General features: G+C 58.9%; 15 protein-coding genes, 1 tRNA gene and 1 pseudogene. 2 read left to right on the top strand and 15 right to left on the bottom strand.

The features are described 5' to 3' along the window. Positions 1 to 392: 392 nt before the first annotated feature. From vsr to OXT71_06255, 4 genes are all read right to left on the bottom strand, one after another. Positions 393 to 830 carry a DNA mismatch endonuclease Vsr gene (gene vsr, locus OXT71_06240; protein ID MDE2925981.1) on the bottom strand — a complete coding sequence of 146 codons (438 nt, stop codon included), beginning with the start codon at positions 828 to 830 and terminating at the stop codon, positions 393 to 395. A gap of 536 nt (positions 831 to 1,366) precedes the next feature. After that, complete coding sequence (locus tag OXT71_06245; GenBank protein MDE2925982.1) at positions 1,367 to 2,458, bottom strand: DNA cytosine methyltransferase; 1,092 nt, start codon at positions 2,456 to 2,458, stop codon at positions 1,367 to 1,369. 531 nt (positions 2,459 to 2,989) lie between these two features. Further along, positions 2,990 to 4,654 (bottom strand): ATP-binding protein, encoded by a 1,665-nt coding sequence (locus OXT71_06250; GenBank protein ID MDE2925983.1) that lies wholly within the window; start codon positions 4,652 to 4,654, stop codon positions 2,990 to 2,992. A 9-nt stretch (positions 4,655 to 4,663) separates the two neighbouring features. Then, complete coding sequence (locus tag OXT71_06255; GenBank protein MDE2925984.1) at positions 4,664 to 6,469, bottom strand: DNA double-strand break repair nuclease NurA; 1,806 nt, start codon at positions 6,467 to 6,469, stop codon at positions 4,664 to 4,666. A 760-nt stretch (positions 6,470 to 7,229) separates the two neighbouring features. On the opposite strand from OXT71_06255, the pseudogene OXT71_06260 reads away from it, so the two are divergent. Beyond that, positions 7,230 to 7,319: pseudogene (locus OXT71_06260) on the top strand (addiction module antidote protein, HigA family). 342 nt (positions 7,320 to 7,661) lie between these two features. Here OXT71_06260 and OXT71_06265 read toward each other — a convergent pair. From OXT71_06265 to OXT71_06295, 7 genes are all read right to left on the bottom strand, one after another. Further along, positions 7,662 to 8,399 (bottom strand): hypothetical protein, encoded by a 738-nt coding sequence (locus OXT71_06265; GenBank protein ID MDE2925985.1) that lies wholly within the window; start codon positions 8,397 to 8,399, stop codon positions 7,662 to 7,664. Between the two features lie 22 nt (positions 8,400 to 8,421). Continuing rightward, a complete protein-coding gene (locus OXT71_06270) occupies positions 8,422 to 9,069 on the bottom strand; it encodes an HTH domain-containing protein (protein ID MDE2925986.1) in 648 nt (215 codons plus the stop codon). A gap of 366 nt (positions 9,070 to 9,435) precedes the next feature. Continuing rightward, positions 9,436 to 11,103 carry a hypothetical protein gene (locus OXT71_06275; protein MDE2925987.1) on the bottom strand — a complete coding sequence of 556 codons (1,668 nt, stop codon included), beginning with the start codon at positions 11,101 to 11,103 and terminating at the stop codon, positions 9,436 to 9,438. A gap of 19 nt (positions 11,104 to 11,122) precedes the next feature. Beyond that, the gene (locus tag OXT71_06280) at positions 11,123 to 12,628 is read right to left on the bottom strand and encodes a hypothetical protein (protein MDE2925988.1); all 1,506 of its coding nucleotides are present in this window, start codon (positions 12,626 to 12,628) and stop codon (positions 11,123 to 11,125) included. A gap of 86 nt (positions 12,629 to 12,714) precedes the next feature. Beyond that, a complete protein-coding gene (locus OXT71_06285) occupies positions 12,715 to 13,800 on the bottom strand; it encodes a 3-isopropylmalate dehydrogenase (GenBank protein ID MDE2925989.1) in 1,086 nt (361 codons plus the stop codon). A gap of 319 nt (positions 13,801 to 14,119) precedes the next feature. Then, positions 14,120 to 14,566, bottom strand: coding sequence for a GNAT family N-acetyltransferase (locus tag OXT71_06290; GenBank protein MDE2925990.1), 447 nt, complete (start codon positions 14,564 to 14,566; stop codon positions 14,120 to 14,122). Between the two features lie 61 nt (positions 14,567 to 14,627). Continuing rightward, positions 14,628 to 15,395, bottom strand: coding sequence for an NYN domain-containing protein (locus OXT71_06295; protein MDE2925991.1), 768 nt, complete (start codon positions 15,393 to 15,395; stop codon positions 14,628 to 14,630). A gap of 126 nt (positions 15,396 to 15,521) precedes the next feature. Between OXT71_06295 and OXT71_06300 the strand changes: the two genes are divergently transcribed. Next, positions 15,522 to 15,598: transfer RNA gene (locus tag OXT71_06300), tRNA-Arg, on the top strand. A gap of 48 nt (positions 15,599 to 15,646) precedes the next feature. On the opposite strand, the gene OXT71_06305 is transcribed toward OXT71_06300, so the two are convergent. The 4 genes from OXT71_06305 to OXT71_06320 form a co-directional block, all read right to left on the bottom strand. After that, entirely contained in the window at positions 15,647 to 16,153 is a 507-nt protein-coding gene (locus OXT71_06305) for a PH domain-containing protein (GenBank protein MDE2925992.1), read from the bottom strand. Positions 16,154 to 16,466: 313 nt separating this feature from the next. After that, positions 16,467 to 18,959 carry a TonB-dependent receptor gene (locus OXT71_06310; protein MDE2925993.1) on the bottom strand — a complete coding sequence of 831 codons (2,493 nt, stop codon included), beginning with the start codon at positions 18,957 to 18,959 and terminating at the stop codon, positions 16,467 to 16,469. Positions 18,960 to 19,122: 163 nt separating this feature from the next. Beyond that, positions 19,123 to 20,379: a family 10 glycosylhydrolase gene (locus OXT71_06315; GenBank protein ID MDE2925994.1), complete on the bottom strand. Its 1,257-nt coding sequence runs from the start codon at positions 20,377 to 20,379 to the stop codon at positions 19,123 to 19,125. Positions 20,380 to 20,470: 91 nt separating this feature from the next. Continuing rightward, positions 20,471 to 22,495 carry an Nramp family divalent metal transporter gene (locus tag OXT71_06320; GenBank protein ID MDE2925995.1) on the bottom strand — a complete coding sequence of 675 codons (2,025 nt, stop codon included), beginning with the start codon at positions 22,493 to 22,495 and terminating at the stop codon, positions 20,471 to 20,473. Positions 22,496 to 22,665 lie beyond the last annotated feature (170 nt).

Genomic DNA, 22,665 nt, shown 5'->3' on the forward strand with positions numbered 1-22,665 from the left:
CCCCCACCCCATATCCCCTTTTGCCGGGGGGGTGTTTTTTTTTTAAAACCCCCCGGCCCCCCCCCCCTTTCCCCCCCCCGCCCGGGGGGGCGGGGGGGCCCCCGGCCGCCCCCGGATCGCGCGGAATCGCAGCGGCGGCCAACGCCAGGATTCCGGACGTTGGGGACGGTCCGGAACTCCAACCCGCCGGCGGTTCCAAGTCCCGACAAACTAACTTGGTTCTTGTACTCTCTGCATTAATAACATAGCGTTCCCTCTGCTCATCAAGGTTATTTCATTGAACTCTTATCGTGGAAGCTGCCACCATAATCTTCCTGTCCGAATTGATACCCGGTTTATGCGATTTCCGTTGGGATAATGTGGAATTGTGTTTGGGATTGGAAGCATCTAGATTACTCCAAGAAAGCGGATGATCCACCTCGTTTACTACAAAGAAAACTATCAAGGCGCTGAGCCAAGTTCTGAAGATTGTTCGTTTCACATTCCCAAATCACTAGAACCGCCCAACCGATCTCTTCAAGCTCCGTAGTAACTCTCCGGTCGCGAAGCACGTTCTTGTTGAGTTTTCGGTTCCAGAATTCCTGATTGGAGGCTGGCCGCGAACCTCGCGGACAATCATGCTGGTGCCAAAAACAACCATGAACAAAGATGATTTTTCGCCGAGCCGGAAATACTAGATCGGGAGTGCCGGGCAAGTCTCGGCGATGAAGGCGATACCGGTAACCCATCTTGTGGACGAGACGACGAACTTTCATTTCCGGCTGCGTATCGACATTACCGATACGAGCCATGATCCGGCTGCGCTGTCCAGGAGAGATCCGATCCGGCATTATGTATCCACGCGCGTAAGTTCCAGGAGCCTAATGTTTGGACTGTGACACACAGCCTTCTTACACTAGATTGGTTAACAAGTCAATGCGCTTCCAGTCTCCAAAACTATCCCAATTTTACTGGAAGTAATCCGAAGATTGTTTATCAAGCAGGTGTAAAGTGCACAACCGTCGCAGGCATCCGGCCGGATTTCCTGAAGCATAATCAGGCAGAACCCGTCATTCGTACCTGAATACATCCCACCAGCTCAAAGATGATTTCGGAGGGGGTAACGTTTTGAATCCAACTCTTCATCCTAGATTCGAGTTCGTTGGCGGGTCGTTCCGTATACGTGAATACTAAGAGAGCTACCTTGGCAATGCCCTCGACGACTCTCCACCAAGCTGCTCGGTGAGCATGACTTCTGTTTTGCCAGAACGGGCGGTGGCAACGGCCAAGAACTCGTCCTATTCTTGAGGAAACCCGATTTATTTTGCGTACAGTCACGTCACCGAGTAGTTGTTCCTGGAGGCTGGCCATAGAAAGTATATTAGATCTATGCACCGGAGTGCGATGCGAGAATATCCACTACCTGTTTCGCGTGCCAAAACGCAAAATTGGGAGGGAAAGCGTTCCCGATCATTTGCGCTGCCGGATACCGACCGCGGTAAAGAAGGAATTCGTAGCCATGCGGAAATCCTTGCAGAAGCGCCGCTTCCCGCAGGGTGATGGCACGGTCTTGCTCTGGATGCAGATAGCGCCCTTTGGACGGGTTGATGCAGCCGCCTGTAATTGTCGGTGCTTGCGTCAACCAGGCCATTCGGCCATAGACATCTTTAAAACCGTCAAACTTCCGGTGACACGCCAATTGTAAATTGTTAGGGAGACTTGCCCGACTTCCGCCGTCCTTCGGGATCATTCTGATGAGATTCATCACCGAACTGCTACGAGAGACTTCGTAATTGTGGAGCGGATCAACGCTTTCCCTCGGAGCAGGCAGATGGCCAATAGCGTCCCAAACGGACGTTCGCCAAGGCACGCTTTCCGCAAATGGTATGGTCGCTCCCATTCCCCCAAGGAGAATCATGCGTTTTCTTCGCTGGGGGACGCCGTAGTCGGTGGCGTTGAACACCTCGTAGTCCACGAAATAACCGAGTTGATGAAGATCGTCGCGCAATTGCTCGATGCGGACATCACTTGCCAACCCGGGCACGTTTTCGAGCATTATTGCTTTGGGCTCGAAGGTCCTCGCAAATCTAACTATTTCGAAGACCAAGTCGTTCATTGGTTCACTGATTTTACGGCCACCGTTCTTTGTTCTCATGGTCGAGAAGCCCTGACACGGCGGACACCCTGAAAGTAGGTCGAGTTCTGCTGGCTTCATCCCTAATCTGTTCATTAAGAATTCTGGATCGACGGTCGAAATATCCTCCGTAACCATGCGTACTTGCGGATGATTACGACGAAACGTGTCCGACGAGAGCTCATCGGAATCTATGGCCGCAATGACGTGAAACCCGGCTCTCTTCAGGCCTAGTGTCAGACCACCACTGCCGCTGAACAAATCTATCGCCTTAAACCGCAAGTGATCGACTCCCATGGAGCGATTTGGTTTGATTGTTTGGTAGCTGATTGGTCTCAAATCCATCGAATTGATGTGCCCTGGCTACGCTGTTCCTATCGATTTGTGGTCCGAACTGGTTCGAGTTTCAGATCCTCGTCTTGTCCAGCACAAGCTCATTGGATCCCCTTAGTGGGAATTGTCTGGGACAGGGTGATGGCGAACTATCGACGAGGCCCATCTTGCGCGACCAGCCTCAAAATCATCAATGAAATTCTTTAGGGCGGTTTTCTCTCGACTTCCATCAATGCCCAGGACGATGTTGGAAAAAGAGGCAGCGCGGACCACTGTGGTTTTGGAGCGACGCAGAAATAGATCCCAGCACCACGGCCAAGTGCAGTCACAAGAATCCTGGCGAGTGCGGTTGGGCAGGATGTCGCTCGCCCACACGACAAATTGTACCTTCATGGCTGGGGTCAAAGAGTTCCCATGCCGACTTCCGACCGTATTTAGTTGTTCTGCCGCAGATCAATCACGAGCTTCTTCAGGTGGGAGTTCGCCCTAATAGTCGGCAGGTAATCATCCGCCATCGCTACCAATGTCACCTCGTCGTCGCTGTTAGACGTCCTCGATTCCGTCTAGTTCTTGCAGCAAATTGTCTGTACGGTCTGCCGCCTTTGCCTCCGGACTTTCTTGCCACTTCTTTGTTGCTTCCAAAAAGTTCTCATCGCCTATCGCTTGGGTCTGTAGTTCACGATCGAAGTCCACCTTTATGACGAGAGGGAACCTGACAGCCTGACCGCTGACTATTCCCTGACCAGGACCGAATCCGGGCAGGAGTCGACTATCAGCCTTGCTGAGATTCTCCATAACCTTTTCGACAAAGCTCTGATCCCTAGGATTGACCAGTCGAAAGATCAGGAAGGTATTGCACTGCGAAAGAGCTGTTTCGTCGAGTCTACTTGGCCGTTGACTGACGAGAAGAAGCCCGGTCCCAAACTTCCTCCCCTCGGTGATCACCTTCTTGATTATTTCCACCGACGGCGTGCCCGCCTGACCCTCGCCCCGTGATGGAATGAAGTTGTGTGCTTCCTCTACTACAGCAAGAAATGGAGGAATCTGGTTCCTCATAGAGGCACGGTGTTCGAACAACTCCTTCAAGATAACGGCAACAATCGTCGATTGTGTCAGATGATCGTAACCTCCAAGGTACACAATGCTCGCCTGCCCAGGTCTGACAAAGCCTTCGGGTCGTATCGACGGATCAGGCATTGCCTTGAACGGAAAGTCTTGAAGTGCGGCTTGGCGCCGTAGTCTCTCGTTTGACTTCTCCATGGCTTCAACGTAGCTCCGCACGAGGCGGAAACCTCGCTTTACCGCCCGGATCGTCGGTGCGGTTCTCCTATCGCCGCTAGAGGAATCTTCTAGTTTTTGCAGAAGCTTTTCGATAAACGGAACAACTCCGACTTCCTTGTTTCGGAGGTCAATTCGCTCCAATGCCTCTCGGTATTTCTCCTTCTGAGGGTCAGTAAATCCTTGAGTCATCTGAGCGATTAGGTATCCAACCAGATCCAGATTTTCTTCACGCACAGTGAGGCTTGGGTAAAACAAGTGAATCGAGTTCTTAGGGAAGCCTTCCCGCTGTTCCCATAAGCCGAGATAATCGCCATGCGGATCAAGAATCACAAGGGGATATTGAACCTCTAGCAACTCTTTAATTATGCGCCGTGCTGCTACAGTTTTTCCTCCACCCGTCATTGCGAGGATTGCCATGTGGCGAGCGACTATGACGTTCGTATTGATCCTAACTTCCACATCGGGACGTCCGATAAGGGTTCCAAGGCGCAGCCGATGCACGGGTTTATCGCCAGTTAGAATGGTTTTCACCGACGCAGCGGGCGGACGCTTCACCTCAGCACCTGGACTGACTGGATAGCTCAGGGGACGAAGTCGTCCGATGTCGTCCACCGGTGTCTGTCCAAGTACCAATACTTTGCCTTCGACTTGGTCTCTTGAAAGAGAAAGCACGGTATCAAGTAAATTGAGCCCCTCTTGCGCAAGCTCCTGCCCTGCTTCGACAGGAAGAAAAGGGTTGAAACGGCCCAGTTCCACGATGCGGCCCCAGACCAACACTGGATCCTTGCCTTTACCATCCGCGCTCGGGATCTCCATTCTCACGGCCACTAAATCACCCAGTTTTGCCGTAAAGCTCTTGAGAAAAAAGCGAAACTCTTGCGGCGACGTGTTGCCTACGACAGTTCCAATGTGAATTCCTAAGCTCATCAATCCTCCCTAAAACTCAACTCCCGGTCGGAAAAAGAAGTCTCTTGGTGTCTTTGCGAGTAACTGTCTAACCTGCGCCACCACATGTGGATCACCCGTTCTGATTGCTCGACGAATCACCGAAGCTGACATTTCACCCGAGATACCGCGTGAGATCCAATCCGGAACCTTCGCGTACTTATCGGCGATGTCTAATCCAACAGGAAACCCATACCGCGGCAAGAGACGGGCTGTGTGGTATATTAACTTAATTAACAATTGAGCTTGGTTTACGGCTGCCAGATTCATCTCGATTCGAAATGGAAACATAGTGTCCGTCGTCTTTAGCATCGTGGCCGATGGCGACGGGAGTTGCCGCACGACTGGTTTCCACCGATCCCTCGCCCGACGCTCAAGATTTTTTCTCACGGGTATCGGCGTTATGTATTCACCCGAACGGAGTATGCACCCAAAGAGGAAATCATCTGATATGTCGTAGCGGTCAAGAATCTCGTCGATCCTTTTTCGATAGGTAGCGTTGATAACTCGATCCTTCTCCATGGTCGACAGAACGGCCTTCGTCACTGAACGGCCAGCCACCCGCTCCACGACGCCGGCAATGGCCTTCGGATGACCGTGTATCAACTTCATCACGTGGGTATACACAGCCATAAAGTGCTTCCAAAAAGGTCCAGCTCCTTTGGGGTCGGTTGGGAGATCTTGCACCGTGCCGGTGACTGCGGCTTGCGTGATCCCAAATTGCTCTAGGAAGGCGGGATCGAGGGCCGGAATGAAGTTGGGTTCTCCCTCGTCATACATTGCGAATTGATTTACCAGCGGCCCGTGGATCAACAGAAATGCAGCGGCGTCGTTCTGATCCAAGGAATAAAGAGCTGTAAGCGGTTCAAGGGTGTAGCGAGCAGCTTCCAAGAGCCGTTTCCGATCAGTAAACTCTGTGATCGCGTGCTTCGGATCGGCAATGTCACCGACGACGTATGGTTGCATGAACCACTTTTCTCGCTCATCCACTCGAGTTTCGCCAGGAACTACCGTATATACTCCCACACGAAGGGCCAGCGGCTCGAGACGTGCGATACTCGGAATCCGAGCCACACCGCCATCGAGGAATGCTACAGGCCTGCCTTGCATCTGCGCCCAAAGATCAAGATGTGATGTTTGAAATCCGTGAAGGCGAACGGACTTGCCGTGGTTCTTTAATAGACCGCGAATTTGCTCCGCAATTTTCTTCAACTGAATCACGAAATCCACACTATGGTCGCTTCGTATCGAGAGTACATGGGCGAAGAGAGGGGTCAGGATGTGTGGAGAGTCGAGAAAGCGAGAAACATGCACACTGAACAGTTCCGGATCATTATCGGTGAGATTACGATAGAATGCTGAGAGGATGGGAGTAGCTGTTATTGTAGTGACATCTCGAGGAGGAACATCGTACACATGCAGTCGTAGCGTGGGGTCGTCTTCCGCGATAAGCTCGATCCAAGTGGGGTCGAGTGGTTGCACCACACAGCGCGCGTTACCAGGGGTCCCCTCGAAGAAGGCTACCATGAATCTTTCTGGCATATATGTGGAAAGAAACATGCAGAGTTTTTTCGATCGAAGATAGTATAGTCCCTTGTATTCGACGATTCGACCATCTGCATCCGTTATCAAATCCTGATCAGCATCCCTGAACCTAACCAGCACGGTGCAATCTTTGTTGAGATGTTCAACCGATTCCCCCAATGGGTAGTAGTTCCACTTTGTACGGGCCTTCTCGTTCGGCGGTTCTTCGAGAATCCAGCGCTTACGTGCTAGGACAAAGAAGCTCTTATCCATATTATGAATCTCTAACGCGGATAGATCACTAGACAGATAGAAAACGGTCGTGTTCTGTGATATAAGTTATTTAACCACAAAGACGAATTGAGCCCCAAGCAGATAATCATGTAACAACACAGTATACCAGATCAAAGCTGATGTTTCAGCGTTTGGACGGACGGGACATCGTCGTCTGGTTCGATGGCCGCGAAATCACATCTGGCTGGGAGTGTCTTCCGGACCGAATTTGCGCAGCGGACCCGGAATCTGGGTTGTCTAAGCCTGTACTTCAGCCGAGAGCAGGTGAATTTCCCCTCCCCCTTGTCGCTTACATTGCGGGGCAATTTCATGCCACGAGGATCTCGTCTCGCACGAAGCGAAGGCGAATCAGCTTCGGTCTCGGCATGGTGTCGTCAAAGTAGCAGTCTACCGCTTACTTGACGTTGCGGCGGACTTCTTTGAGCGAGTCGCCCTAGGTGTATATGCCGTAGCCCAATGGGCTGGCCGAATACCCGCCATCCACCTCATCCTCGGTGACTCCAAAAATGATCTCGGTCATGATCTCGACACCGGTTGTTCGCTGGCACCCAGTATCTGCGCCAGCTACCCTTCTGTCTTTTTCTCCAACGCCAGAATATCGGCCCAAAACTCTCCCAGGGACCGCATCGGCTCCGGCTTGTAGAAATAGCAATTGAAACTGATCTCGTAAGCGAAGCTGGAGAAAGAGCGTACCCGATTGGGTTACAAGGTGGAATAGGCGGAGGAAGACCTCAAGCCGATGGGGATTTGTCAAAATGCCATGGCCCGTGCCATCGGTGTCTCCCCGAGGGCGTTCAACGAAATCGTCCTTCGCCAGCGGTCAATCACTCCGCCCACGTCGATCATGTCGATTCGTTTTGGCGCCTTCTTCGGCCAGTCGGAGGATTTCTGGCATCGCATTCCAAGTCGAGTGCGACTTCCGCAGGCCGGTTGGGCACAGGAACAGACTGATAGCCGAGGATCAACCTGTTGCCGAGCGATGGTGACCGTCCACTCTTCCCGCGAATTCCGCGTGGCTGCTTGCTGGGGTTGGGTCAAACAGTAAGTGCCTCCCGAAAATCCTAGATGTCGAACAGCGCAGGAGAAGGAGACTGCCCGTTTCTCAACCCATAATCCCTCTTATAGAAATGAACCCCTCCCCGGGTGACGGTAACCACAAGTCACAGCCGATCTAGTAGTCACGCCAGTATACTTGGGTCGCAAGATACTCTCGCAAAACAGCCCTTACGAAAAGCCCGTCTTCTTCCTCCATACGATACCGGTAGACTCCATCTTGGACGACAATCCACCCGCTACGCATGTCTTGGCCTGTTACCACTCTCGTCATCATCCGACTTCCTACTTCCGGCCATGGAGCGATACCCCCAATCGGGATTTCGAACTCTTCATGCTCGGCTTTCGTCATCGCCTCAATAGGCATCGCCCAAATGTGTTCTGGTTCCGTCAACACCGGCTGTCCGTATTCGTAGTACGCGTGGCCACGAGCGTTCTTAAGGACAACTCGATGGACTGCGCGGAATTCGGGGGTCCAAATTAACCGGGTGCTCCCACCTACACTTACATTCTGTTTGCTGCGTTCGATTTGCTGTCTCATTCCAACGTGACGCTTCAGCGCACGACGGACATTCGGTTCCATATGATCTTCTGAATCTGTCGAACCCGCCAGTACGCAGTGTAGAAACAGAAACAGATATTCTTCATCATTCGAAAACTGTTGGTTGCAATCAAGACAGGTTGGAATGACAGGTAGATTCGTTGGATACTCATTATTCGACGGACCTTCAGTTTTCCTCAATAGACACTTGGATGGGACATGATCAGAACTACGATTCTCTTTCCATATCCCTCCGCCACACTGCGCACACATGCCCTTGAGCCGTTCGTCACTGTAGTCGTTGATATAGTCCATTCTCCGTCTCCAATATCCTAACTCAGTCGAGGGTCGTCTTCAGCCGCTGCACAAATTCTCCTGCCGAAGATTCGTTCATCATAAACATAATCTCTTGAGGCGGACCAGCGTGAGGCCACGGTAGAGGTGGATGAAACCAGAACCGCAGTTTCAAATATCCCCTTTCCTGGGGTATCCGAGAAACCTCCGCCCGTTGTATCGCACCTTGGTACTTGGCGCCTTCGTCTACAGTAATTCCCGTTTTGCCGAGTGAGTATCCTTTCACTTTGATTGACGGGTCATCAAGCCATCCGGGAAGTCCGTAATACGTATCCTTACGAATGATTCTTGGGTTCGTTTCCCTCTTGGCTTCTCCAGAAAGAATGGCTCGGATGCTTTCTATCGGAGACTTGGCGGAGGTTTCATACCCCATTTCGATCAGGGAGTCCGTTACTTGACGGGCATTGAGATATTTTTTTTCCCGTTTCAGAATCTGGACCGTTCCCGTCACCACAGTTATTTTCGGTGCCGGTTCGTTTCCTTGGGTAGCGTATGGTGCAAGGGATTTGAAAAAGTAGTTTAGGTGTTCCAGTTCATCATCCAGCGCAATGATCTTGTTTTTAAGGGACACCTGTTCCTTCTTGATTTCTGACTTTCGTTCCTGGGCCCGCTGCAGCACGTTTCCAGACATAGATTCCCCCTGTTGAAGTAAGCACAGCGAATATCGTAGGCTAGGAGCGGTTCCCCGTACGATTGGGGACCACTCCCATTTTGGGCAGGAGTGCCACCCACAACGTGACGTTACTCCTGACACCTCAAGGCTGGAGAGGTCCTGACCCTCTCCAGCCCCCTACAATCGGACATTACAGCAGGTTTGTTTGGCCCACGTCAAGACAGTCGGGGCATTTTATTGGGCGGGGTGCGAACATACTTTGGGTTGACCCCAATAACAGTGTTGGGTCAGCGCTTGAAAGGTAGCGGATAGATTCGGTGAGAGGACGGTCGGGGGCCTCCAACCTAACAGCCCGTGGGAAAAGGCCCGATTGACGAGAAGTGCCTACTTCCCAGGATAGGTGATCTCCAAAAAGATCTGGTGGACCACAACCGAATCCTGGTCGCGCTGGATGACATTCTTGACGCGGCCGAAGGCCTGCTTCAAGAACTCGGCAGGGTCGGCATTGGGCGGACCGATCAGACCTGCGAACGGGCCGGCGGCGGGGATGTTCGTGATTAGTCCCACCTCGTTCATCCCGTTCCGCGCCACACCCGCGGGAACCTGGAAGTGGAACCAATCCCCTTCCCTTTCAGCCTCGGGCAGCAGCGTGTGATTGAGACGCGCCCAGAGGATGGTCCCCTTCCCGGCCTTGGCCGTGAAGACACTCAGCCGCAGGCTGGCCTTCTCGTCTTCCGCAGCGGGTCCCAGATGGATCCGTAGCTTCCGCTCCACCCGGTCCAACACGATGGGCAGCAGCGCCGGCTCGGAGCCGTGATAGAAAGGGCCGCCGCTGTGCGCCGTCGGGTTGATGGCGTAGACCTTGTCCTTGCCGGCCATGGTCTCGGGCGCTCCCAACTCGCTCAACACCCCTGTGAACTCCTCCATGGTCAGCCGCTGCGTCGGCTCGTGCCGGAAGTTAAACAGGTAGATCCCGTCGGCGCCCTGGTCCAGGTAGTAGTCGGCGTACGCCCGCATCCCCTGGCGGAACGAGGGCTTTTCCCCCAACGTCTCCCAAGCCCCCGCCCGCATGGTATTCGGATTGATGGACGGATAGACCTGCACCCCCGTCTCCCCGGCCAGTTGCACCCATTGCCCGATGGCCAACTGGTCCGGCATGTATCCCAGACCCACCAGCAGCACGTCCACCAGCCCCTCCCGGGCCCAGGCCTCCACGTCCAGACCGATCTCCAGGTTGGTCTCCAGGGAATCCATCACGTGGACCGCCAGGGTGTAGGGCCGCCCCCGCTCCTCTCCGATGGCGTTCAGCCGCTCCCGGATCTTCCGCATGAGGTCCGTCATCAGGTCGGCCTTCTGCCGTCCCTGTCCCATGGGGAAGTGGATCCCCATGCGGTTGAAGTCCAGCTCGTAGCCGTCGAAATCATGTCTGGCGGCGGTCCTGGCGATGTAGTCGAGACGATGCTGCCGGACCTCCGGGTGGGTGTAGTCGAACGACACCCAGAGGCGCTGCTCCGTCAGCTCGGAAGGGAGCTGGCGGTCCGTCATCGGCGCCATCAGCAACTCGGGGTGCTGCGCCTTGTAGACGTCGTCCAATTCCTCCAGGGTCCGGGACCGGAAGGCCGCGTGAAGATCGCTCATGCGCAACGACCCCCAGACCTCCAACCCCTGTTCATGGCAGGCCCGGATCACGATGTCGTTCACCTGCTCGTAGGAATCGAAACAGTCCCAGAGCAGATCCGTGGGAATGTTCCACGGCGGCTCGGCCCCGTTTCCGATGTGCCACAGGTAGGTGTCCACCTGGGTTCCCTTCACCATGCGCACGCTGGCGTCCAGGAAATCATCGTGGGTCTTGATGTCGTAGATGAGGCTCATGTACGGCTCCACCTTCCCCCGGTCCAGGTAGCTGTGCGACTGGATGGCGGCGGAGTCGTAGTAGAGGATCCTCCGCTCCTTCTTCGGACCGCCTTTCGAGGCGGCGTTCGGGGCCTCGGAAGGGCTGCCGCAGGAGACGGCACCCAACAGGAGCGCCAGCAGGAAACCGTGTCTCTTCATTTCGGGCACCCTCACCGCGTCAGTGGAAGCGGATGGAGTAGAGGTCGGCGTCCTTCAGGACCACGCGCATCCGCACCGCCTTGCCGGAGAGGGAGCTCAGGTCGGAGCCTCCCTTCCAGGCGACGATCCGGTGGATCTCGTCGCCGATGATCTCGGGGCAATCCGCCAGCGTGAATCCGGGAATCGGCTGGCCCTCGGGGTCCTGCATCTCGATCCGGATGCTCCCGGCCGCGCTGGTGGCGTAGTTGATCTCCAGCCGGTCTCCCTTGAAGCGCAGCGGCTTCGTGAGCATCTCGCCCCCGTCGTAGGGCGCGTTCAGGCTGGCGAAGCCGTCCAGGCGCAGCGTCATCCGTTCAAGGAACGCCGCGCCCTTCTGCCCGTAGTTCCGCTGCATGTAGAAGGACATCTCGCCGTCACCGGTGGGGACGATGCCGCAGGCCGGATAGTTGGTCCGGGTCGTCCAGTTGTTGACGCCGATTCCGGGCCTGACGAAGCTCTCCCGGAAGGTGAAGTCGTAAACCGTGGTGCCTGCCCGGGAGGTGAGCAGGACGGCGTCGGAGTGGTCCCCTGTCCCCGCGGTGCCCATCAGGGGCATGTTCTCCTTGACGAAGTCCCGCAGCTCGGGAGAGATGATGCGTTGGCGCTCGCTCGCCAACTGCTTGTCGTCGTCGGACTTGACGTGCCGCGGGTCGGCGAAGATGATCCGGGCCGGCAGCGAGATGTAGATGTGGGGCGCCCGGAAATAGGGCTGGGTCTGGTTCGTGTAGAGGTGGTGCGAGGGCGTCGTCGTCCCCGTGTCGCTGTAGGTCATGAGGACCTGGGGAGTCCAGTTGATGAAGTCATTGGAGGTGGACCTCGCCGTGGCGCGGCGGCCTCCTTCCATGTGCCGGGCGTACACGACGTACTGTTCTTCGGCCTCCGACCAGAACGCGACGTTCTGCGAGTCGAAGTGGTTGATCAGGACCTTGGGCACGATGGGCTCGTCCCGGAGCCTCCGCCAGCGGATGCCGTCGCCGGAGAGGAAACCCACCAGGGCGTGGGGATCGACGGGTCCCCGGGAGACCCCCTTGTACCGCTCGGAGGCAGGTACGCCGGGCCGCCGGTCGAGGAAGGCGACGAACTGGCGCGCCTCGTTCAGGATCACGTGGTTTTGAGAGGAGCCGTCGACGGAGACCAGTCCCAGGTCGGGCTTGGTCCAATGGATCCCGTCGCGGCTCTCGGCGTAGCAGGTGGTCTTCCTCTCGAAGAGCGCACCCCGGTAGTACATGCGGTAGACGTCGCCGTCCTTGAAGATGGTGGTGTAGAAGGCCGTGGAGTCTTCCACCGGATCGTCGAAACGGATGGCCACCCCGCCCGGCAGCGGCGTGCCCAGGCGGAGGCTCGCTCCCACGAGCCGGTCGACCAGCAGATGATCCACGAACAGCTCGCGGCGCGAGCCGATGTCGACGGCGTCGCCGGCCAGGGCTGCGGGCAGCGACAGGAGGGCGGCCAGTGCCAGGATGGCGGGAAAACGGATGAGTCTCATGATGATGTTCCTCCAGGGGGCGTTTCGGGACGCCGCGGACGCCGGCGGCGAGCCGCTTGGCCCGATCGGCCTGTGGTGACGGTTCTCTACAATGCCTCGGCGACCAAGTCTCCCACCTCGGTCGTGGTGTAGCCCATCCGGCCGGCGGACATGCTCTTCATCTTGGGAGTGGTCCGGCCGATGGCGGCGTCCACCCGCTTTCCGGCGCGAACCAGGTTGGGCTGGTCCTTCTGGTCTCCCAGGACCCTCAACAACATGCCCATGGCGGCGATGGCGGCGATGGGGTTGATGACGCTCTGTCCCGTGTACTTGGGCGCCGAGCCGCCCATGCACTCGAACATGCTGCAGCCGCCCGGCTCCGGGTTGATGTTGCCCCCGGCGGCCACGCCCAGGCCTCCCTGAATCATGGCGCCGATGTCGGTGATGATGTCCCCGAACATGTTGGGGACCACGATGGTGTCGTAGTACTCGGGGTTCTTGACGAACCACATGCAGGCGGCGTCGATGTGGTTGTAGTCGCGGTTGACCTGGGGAAACTCGGCTTCTCCGATCTCGTGGAAGGCCCGTTCCCACAGGTCGGCGGCAAAGGTCAGGACGTTGGTCTTGTGGACCAGCGTGAGGCGCAGGCGGTCCTGCCGGCTGATGCAGTGGTTGAAGGCCCAGCGCAGGCAGCGGTCGGCCCCGTACCGGGTGGCGATCATCTCCTGCGTGGCCACCTCTTGGGGGGTGTTCTTGCGCAGGAAGCCTCCGGCGCCGCAGTAGAGATCCTCGGTGTTCTCGCGGACGACGTCGAAACGGATGTGTTCGGGTCCCTTGTCCTTTAGGGGGCAGTCGACGCCGGGGTAGAGGCGGACGGGGCGGAAGTTGATGTACTGGTCGAGCTGGAAGCGGACGGTGAGCAGGAGCCCCTTCTCCAGCACGCCGGGGGTGACGTCCGGGTGTCCGATGGCGCCCAGATAGATGGCGTCGAACTGGCCCAGCTCGTCGATCTGGGCTTCCGTGATGATCTCGCCGGTGGCGAGATAGCGGTCGCCGCCGTAGTCGAAGTCGACCCGGTCGTAGCGGACGTTTTCCAGGGGGGCGACTGCTTCCAGGACTTTGAGGGCCTCGGTGGTGACTTCGGGGCCGGTTCCGTCGCCGGGGATCACTGCGAGTTTGAGGGTGTCGGTCATGGGTTCACACCTGTCTGAGTCATGGGTGGATGAAAGGCTCCGGTCCGGCCGGGGCCAGGGACGCCGGGATTATACTGGCGCGCCTCCGTCGCCTGCAAAGAGGGGAGAGATTGAGGGCTGGGAGGCCGCCTCCAGCAGGAGCGGAGCGGCGGTTTCCTAACCGCCGGAGGAGCGGCGGCATCCTTGCCGCCGGACAGGAACGGCGGTTTCCTAACCGCCGATTCTTTGGACGTCGCGTACGAGGGAAACCGGGCGATTGGAAATCGCCCTCCCAATTACCGACACGAAAGTCGCCGCTGCGGGCTCACTTCGGGGGCGGCTACTCGGATTGCTCCAATGAGTAGCGGTAGAGGTTCGTGTGCCGTAATGAGAAGCCGAGGCGTTGGTAGAGGCGGTTGGCGGCTTTGCGTTCGGAGCGGGAGGTGAGGTCCACGTTTCGGGCGCCGGCGGACCGGGCCCGGTCGATGGCGGCGCGGCAGAGGAGTTCGCCGACGCCGCGTCGTCGAGCCGACTCGTCCACCACCACGTCCTCGATCCAGGCCCGGACGCCGGTGGGAATGCGGTAGAGGACCAGGGTCAGGGTGCCGACGATGCGGTCCTCTCGGTCCGGGTCACGTGCGATGAGTAGTTGGGCGGCGTCGCTGGCAACCAGGTTTTCGAGTTGATCGGCGGTGGGAATGGGGGCCGAGGTGGAGAGTTGAGGGATCAGCCGGCCGATGGATTCGACGATCTCCGGGGTGACGGCGGTGAGCTCGACGATTCTCATTCGGATGCTTTCGCAGATTGATGCGGGAGTGTGACGACACCGTTCGGGGGCCGTCCAGACGTCAATTGGAGTTTTTTCCGAATCCCCGGACCACGTAGGTGCCGCTTCGGGCGTCTTCCCCCAGAACCACCAGGTTGAACTTGGAGGCGTCTTCCAGGAGGGCCGAAAAGGTCCGGTAGCCGAACCGGGATTCGTTGAAGGCGGGCTGTTTCCGCTTCATGGTCTGCTTGACCATGGAGGAGTAGATCACGTCCTTGTTCTCGCGCATCAGCGCCAGGATCGACTCGATCAGGAGCTGGAAGGCGGGACGTTTGTCCTTGGCGATCCTGGCGTTCAGGCGCGGCGGGCGCGTGGCGACCTCGTCCAGCTCCTCGTAGAAGATGAACTCGTCGCAGTTGTCCACCAGCATCTGGGACGTGCTGCCCTGGGTTCCCAGTCCGATCACGTACTTGCCGTTCTCCTTCAGCTTGGAAGCCAGGGGGGAGAAGTCGCTGTCCCCGGAGAGGATCACGAAGGTGTCGATGTGATCCTTGGAGAAGCAGAGGTCCATGGCGTCCACGCAGAGCCGGATGTCGGCCGAATTCTTTCCCGTCTTGCTCCGCTTGGGGATGTCGATGAGCTCGAAGGCGGACTCATGCAACTCATGCTTGTATTCGGCGAAGCGCGCCCAGTCGGCATACGCCTCCTTGACCAGGATCTTTCCTTTTTCTACCAGCCGTTCCAGGACCTTGTCGATGCGGAACCGGGACCGGGTTTGCCCTTTCTCGAAGCCCAGGGCCAAGTTCTCCAGGTCGAGGAAAAGGGCTAGGCGGCGTTCTCGTTCGTCCATGGCGCTAAACTATCACAAAGACCTGTCTTAGCCGGGTTTTCCCAGGGGCAGGGACGGCGAATCCGGAGTAGACGGGACAGAAGAAATGGGGGATATTACTCGTCCGGGTCCGAGCGGCCCGTCGGCGCGCCCGTAGCTCAGCTGGATAGAGCGCCGGACTTCGAATCCGTAGGTCGGGGGTTCGACTCCCTCCGGGCGCGCCACTTCCTTCCTGCACGCGGTTACCGGTTTCGAGCGGTGGCAACGGGGAGTTACGGCTCCACGCCGGACGCCCTTGTGATCTGTTCGGTGACGACTTTCCGGAATTCGAGAGGGTGAGCGATGGTGGGAACAGGCGTTTGTCCTCCTCCCGTGCCGCGTATGGTCAGAGTGCCGAAATTGAATACGCGTCCCATCAGACCCTGATAGACCGTGATGCTCTCCACCATGTTGTGGTTGAGCTCCACCGTCCGGCGTCCGATCCATCCGAACTTTGCCACCACCCTTTGGGAAGTGACGGCAAGCTCCGTGAACCTCACGCGCAACCACGCCCTTAGAAGCTTGTAGACGGCGACGATGATGAGCCAGGAGCCGACTACGCCGAAAATCAGATAGGGACCGGCGTTGGGCGGCTTCCCCGGTGCGAGGTCCCATGTCAGAAACAGAAACACCGACCCCACCAGACCGGTCACGACTCCGGAAACGAATACGAACCAATGCACGCGGGCATGGGCGAGAATCGTTTCGTTTGGCGTCAGGTTGGCTTCGATATATTTCATGGTCTCGACGGTTGCGCGACGCTGCCCGGAGTAACCGGCGAAACTTCCGGGTGATCGTGTGGCTCTTCACCTATTTTCCAGGCCGCCCGAGCTTTGTTCAAGACGACCCACGTGGACGGGCCGATTCTGAGGGATGAACGGGGCGATTATCGGTTGGGCGTTTTTTGATGCAGGGGAGGTTGTCCGTTGGCCCTTGGATGGGCTGTTGCACTGGAAACCGGCGGCTGGAAAGCCGCCGGTCCCAGTCGGCGACAGGAATGTCGCCGCTCCCGATCGGTGCCTCGAAAGACGCCTCTCCTGGCCCACGAGGAGATCAGAAGAAACGGAGGATGTAGGTCAGTCTTACGCCACGGCCGATTTCGGGGGCCAGGTCCTTGATGAAGGAGGAGTGGTTCCGATAGAGCCGGTCGCCGATGTTGAAGACCTTCACCGCGAACTGGTGCGCCACGTGTTGCTGGGCGCGGGTGTAGGAGGCCATCAGGTTCACGACGCTGTATCCGGGAGTCCGGGTCTCGTCGGTGAAGGTCTGATTCTGCTCGCTGGCCACGATCAGCTCCGGATTGATTCGCAATCCGCCGACGTTGAAGTCTAGCCCGATCTTGCCCCGCAGTGGCGGGATTCTGGGCAAGGGAGTGCCCGTGTTCGTGTCTTGAGCGTCGACCATATCCATTCCCAGATCGAGCCAGAGCACCGGGTTCAACCGGAAACCGAATGCCGCTTCCGATCCCACGTACCGGGCATCCCGCTGGGTGAACTCGATGACCTGCAGGCCGTCCTCCTGCTCTCCCGGTGCGAAGGGGAAGATGAAGTTCCGGAACCCGTAGTAGAAGAAGCTCAGGCTGCCGTTGACCTGGTCATCTTCATGGCGCAGCGAAAGCTCGATGCCGTCGCCGGTTTCGGCGTCCAGCCTCGGATCTCCGATCTCGAACGCGAGGTTTCCGGCGTGCGGGCCGAAATTGTAGAGCTCTTCCAAGGAGGGGGCCCGGTAGGAATGGGAGTAGTTGGCGACGAATGCTCCGCCCTGCCAAGTGTCGGCATGGATGCCGACTGAGGCGGACGCTCCGGTGAACGTCCTCTCGAAGGCATCGGGAATCTCCTCGTCGTGGTCCTCCTCATCCTCATCCCCGTGCTCCATCTCCTGGTCGTCCTCTTCGTCCTGGTGCTCCTCCTCTTCGTGTCCGTCGCCGGCGCTGCGTTCGGCGAAGCCCGGACGATAGCGCTGGGTCTCCAGACGTCCCCCGAACTGGACCTTGTAGGCCTCGAAGTCCAGCACCTGCAGGGCGAAAAGGGCGAATCCGTTCTGGGTGACCGGTGGTGACAGCGCTTCCTCTCCGGTAGCGGAATAGTCTCTGGCCAGACCCCAGAAACCGAAGCTTCCACTCAGCGGCCCCGCCTCCCGTTGCTCGAAGACCCCACGATAGGTGAGCTGGGTGTTGTCGAACTCGGTGCCCACGATCCGGTCACCGTCCTCCAGAAACTCGATCTCGTCATGAGACCAGTCGGTGTAGCCCAGTCTCAGAACGAAATGGTTGATGGCGCCACCCAGATCCTTCAGGCCCCAATTGAAACGGTAGCTCAGGCGCTGGGCGTCGACCTGGATGCGGTCGATCGCCTCTTCCCCGTGCCCTTGCTCGTCTTCTTCTTCGTGGTGATCATCTTCTTCCTCTTCGTGATCCTCGTCTTCTTCGTGGTCTTCGTCCCCGTCCTCGTCCTCGTCGTGGTCTTCAGCTTCCTCTTCGTCGTGGTGCTCTTCCTCTTCTCCGTGGTGGCCGTGGAATTCCTGGACGAAGGGGACGCCGTAGATCCCGGTGTCGTATTTGGCTTCCATGCTGAAGAACATCTTGTCGCCGTAGAATCCGAAGCCGCCGCCGCCATTGGACATCTGGGACCGGGAGTTGTAGACGGCGCCCTGGCCGGGGGCCGTGTAGTCGCCGGTGCGCAATCCCCCGCCCTGTCCCCAGAACAGCCAGTCCTCGGTACCGAACTCGAAGCCGGCGTTGACCCCGCCCAGGGAATTGTTCGTGCCAGCGGAGCCGGAGATGAAGCCACGCACCCCCTCGTGTGGGTGATGGTGGACCTGGTGGTGCCGGCTGATTGCGTTGACCGTGCCCCCCATGGAGCTTCCGCTGTAGAGCAGCGTCGCCGGACCCTTGACGATCTCCAGCCGCTCTAACTGCGCCGGGTTGATCAATTCCCCGTGATCGCCGGACTGGGAGGAAAGGGAGCCGGATCGGATCCCGTCCTCCATGATCAGGACGCGGTCGCCGTCGAAGCCGCGGACGATGGGCCGGGCCGGACCCGGTCCGAAACCGCGTTTGGCGATCCCGCTGCCCACCTTGTGGTCCAGCAACTCGCCGATGGTGACATCCGCCGACTCGGCCATTTCGTATGGCCCCAGCGACTCGACACTCTGGAACGACTCGAAGACCGTTTCGTGCTCGTCACGCGCCGTCACCGTGACTTCGTATCGCCTGGGCAACAGCTCAAGAAGGATGTCTACGTCTGCCTCCGCACCGGCCTCGACGTTCACCATGGTGGTGACCTCGGTGAACAGGCTGTCCAGATGGGTGATCAGGTGGTATGTCCCGGGAGGAACGCCATCGAATTCGTATTTTCCATCGTCGTCGGTGACGGTGCTCCGATCCAGCTCTTTGATGGACACGCTGGCGTGGTGCAGAGGTTGGCCGGTGTCCTTCAGCGTAACCTTGCCCCTCAGTGTGCCTTGTGACTGGGCGGCTACAGCCGGCTGAAACGCCCATAGAAACAAGCCGAACCAGACCGCCAGAAACCGGTGACCGATGCGCATACAAACCTCCCTGTGATTTCCGCGCAATTCCGGCGGCAGTATCGGCCACAATCCGTCACGGGACTACAAAAAAGCTGTGGGCGGGACCGATTCGCCGGCAACCGGGCCCCTGCTCCGGCGAACGGATGGGGAGGCGGTTCAGACTGCGTAGGGAGTGGGTCGCTTATTCCGCGGACGTGGCCGCATGGGACCGGAGAAACCTCCCGTACCCGATGACAATTCCCGTCACTTCTGGGATCGCTTCCAGTCTTTCCAGGAGTCTCGCCCGCAGCTCCGGATTCTGTCGGCCCCGGCCGTAGGTCGGATGGAGAAAGGACAGATAGAAGAGTTTCGGGGACACCAGGAGGTCGACTCCGTGAAGGGCGCAGAGCGGACCGTAGTCGTTGCTCAGGGCCTCTTCGATGGGAAGCAGACCCAGATTGTCCTCCTGGCTCTGGAGGTAGCCCATGGTGCGCTGAGTCCGCAGCGGGTAGCGGGCCCGCGCTCCGGTGATGTGCCCGACCACGAGCTGGTCGACGATCTTGTCGGCGACCCAGCGCCGCCACTGGATCCTCATGTTGCCGAAGGGGGGGCCCAGGTACTCCCCCTGTTGCACGCCCACCGCGAGCTTCTGTCCCCGGCTCTTGAGGTGGTCCCGGACCTCCCTGAGGAAGGTGGTGAAGAACTCGCCCCGCAAGTTCCGCCACTTCTCCAGGTCGAAGGGCTCGCGCAGGATGTCCCGTCCGTAGCGGCGCTTGTACTCCCGGACCACCGGTTCGTTGAAGCCGAACTGGTCGGCGTGGCCGGGGGGCGGCGAATGAGTGCGAAGGCTCAGGAAGACGCCGTCCAGATCGAAGCGGTCGGAGAAGGCCCGGATGACCTCGAGCATGTATTGCCGGACCTCCGGATAGGCGTACTCCATGACGCCCCAGTGGTACTTCCGGCCATTCGGGGTGAGGCTCCTGTCGCAGGCCAGAAACTGCGGGTTTTGGCGGGTGAAGCGGGACTGCCAGGCGAAGGGCACGGAGTCGGCGTAAAGGACCTCGGGGGGACACCCTTCGTCCAGAACGGTCAGCCAGACGTAGGCGCGAATGCCGGCTTCCCTCATGGCGTTGACGGCAGTCTCCATGAGGTCCGACTCCCAGGCCACCCGGGTCTTCTCCAACCCCTTGCGGTGTTCCTCGTTGGCGGGTGCCGTCTGGTGAAAGAGGAGGACGCGGAAGTTGTCGCCGCGAAAGAGGACCTGGTCGATGCCCTGGGATTTCCAGGAGCGGACGGACTCGCGCACCTTTTCGGGCGTGTCCAGCCGCGCCGCCCCCGGGGCCCCGGACATGATGACGTCGCCCCAGCTCACGATCATGACGTTCTGCTTGTCGCTGGCTTGGATGGGGATCGGCAGGAGGAAGAGGGAGGTCATCGCTGCGATCAAGCGGGTGCGCATGTTGGTTCCTCCAAGATGGGATCTGAACGGCGGTTTTCCTGCCGCCGATTGGGAAGAGCACGGGGGGACTAATAGTCCCCCCCTCCGACTCCTACAGGAACTGGAGGTCGCGAATCACGGCCGCCGTGGAGACACAGGCGATGCTCAAAAAGAACAGGGCGCAGGCCACCATCAAGACACGGATGTACCAGGCAGGCTGCAATTCCCTGGGCAGCAGTTTGCAGTTGACGGCCAGGACGCAGAGCGCCGAAAACCCCAGACCGAAGTTCAAGGGGATGCCCGCAATCTTCACGATCATCATGCGGTCGGGAATCAGGGTCAGCGCCATCACACCCCAGAGGGCGTAGGCGGCCAGCAGCACGTAGTAGACATACTTGACCTGCTCTTCCTTCAGCCCCCGGGCGCGGGTGCTGGCGGTCCAGATCAGGTCGGTCCAACGCCGGCAGAAGGAGTCCGCCGCCGCGATCTGGGTCGGGCCCAGGACCATGAAGCCGCAGAGCAGGGTGAGAAACCAGAAGATGGGTTCCCCGGTCTTCTCGACGACTCCCTGTGCCGTCAGGGCGGCCAGCGAATCGCCCCGGACCTGCTGTCCGGCGGCGAACTGGAGCGAGAGCAGGGCCGGTATGCCCATGCCCAGGATGCAACCCCCGACCCAGATCCCCAGTTGGTCGCGAATCGTGACCTTGCGCCATCCCGTCCACAGTTTTTTCGATTCCGGCGTGACGTGGAACACCCGGCCCTCGTGGAGCAGCTTGACGCCCTTTCCGCCCACGGCGCTGGCGATGGCGCCCACCCGGGCCCCCATTCCCCAGCCTTTGTCCCGAACGTAGTTGGCGAAACTGGCGTTGCCCAGGCCTCCGCTTCCGGCAATGGCGGCGAAAATAGCCAACAGGCCCACGTCCAGAGCCGGTCTGGCGCCTCCGATTCCGAAGGTCCCCCGGAACAGTTCCGACCACGTCAACGGGTTTCCCCCCACTTCGGGAAGCGCCCCGAATTTGACGAACCCCGAAAAGATCTCGACCCAGACCCGCCATTCGACGTAGAAGACCCCCAGGAAGATGAGATAGCCCAGCACCAGGGCCGTCTTGGCGGCCATGATCTTCTCGACCATGTTGTAGACCTTGCCGCCGAAGATCAGCGGGACGAAGGCGGAGAGGAAGATGGCGTAGCCGAGATAGCCAACCGTACTCCTTTCCGGTTCGACCCACTTCTCCAGCACCGGCTCCGGCATGGCCTTCCACCGGTCCGTGACGCCGTAGGCGCTCGGGTTCCGAGCCATTTCATGGACGATCTCGGCCGGAAGTCCGGTTTCTCGGATGACAACCTCCACCGGTCCGAACAGTTCCGGCCTCCCTTGAACCTTCTCCAGAACCTCGCGGTCCAACCCGGTCCTGGCGGCCACCTCCGTGACCGAGTCCCCGTCCTGCCACTCGGTGAGCGGATGGGGCAGAGGCCGCCAGCGGCGGGTGTCGCCATAGTGCTCCGGGTTCTGCGCGATCTCCCGGATCACCTCCACCGGCAGTCCCGTCTCGCGCTCGACATCCTGGACCCGTCCGAAACGGCCGGGGTGTTGCGACATCTCCTCCACCAGCCGGGCCGAAAGCCCCGTCTCGGCCACGATTTCTTCCTGGGAAAGGTAGGTCGTGGGGAGGGTCCCAGGCAGATGCCCCAGAAACGCCGCCAACAAGGGTACCGCCGCGTTGGCCGACAGGTAGGGCCAGATCGCGCCGAAGTCGACCACCAGGAAGATGCCGGTCCAGAAGCGCGGGCCCGGCGCCAACCGGAAAAAGCCGGTGAACATGGGCTCGCCGCAATACAGGGCGTAGCGCATCACCTCCAGGTTGTAGCAGCACTGGAACAGGATGCTCATGGTGGCGATCCACATGAGTATCCCGCCGTACTGCGCCGTCAGGGCGGGACCGGTCAGCCATTCCCCTCCTCCGATGGCCAGTCCCACCATGAGCAGGCCCGGCCCCAGGAACCGGCGCAGATCGAAGCGGTCCGGGGGAGGAACGGGCAGCGTGTCCACTCCCCAGGCCGCCATTTTCCCGGCCGGGACGCGGAGGTTGGAGCCGGGATCGGCGCCGGACATCTGAGTTGGGTTCTGGTCGGTCATCTGGCCCCCTGGAGAAGACGCGTCAGTCTACGGTCCTCAAGCAAATCGTCTGGAATTGTCGAGAATGCGCCAGCGCGGACCGGACTGCCTGCAGCCGGGGTTTTCGACCCGGGTTCGAGCACAGGCTCGGTGGAGATCCGGTGAGATGGCAATGGTGCCTAGAACCCTAC

Source organism: Acidobacteriota bacterium, assembly GCA_028874215.1.
Lineage (GTDB): Bacteria > Acidobacteriota > UBA6911 > RPQK01 > JAJDTT01 > JAJDTT01.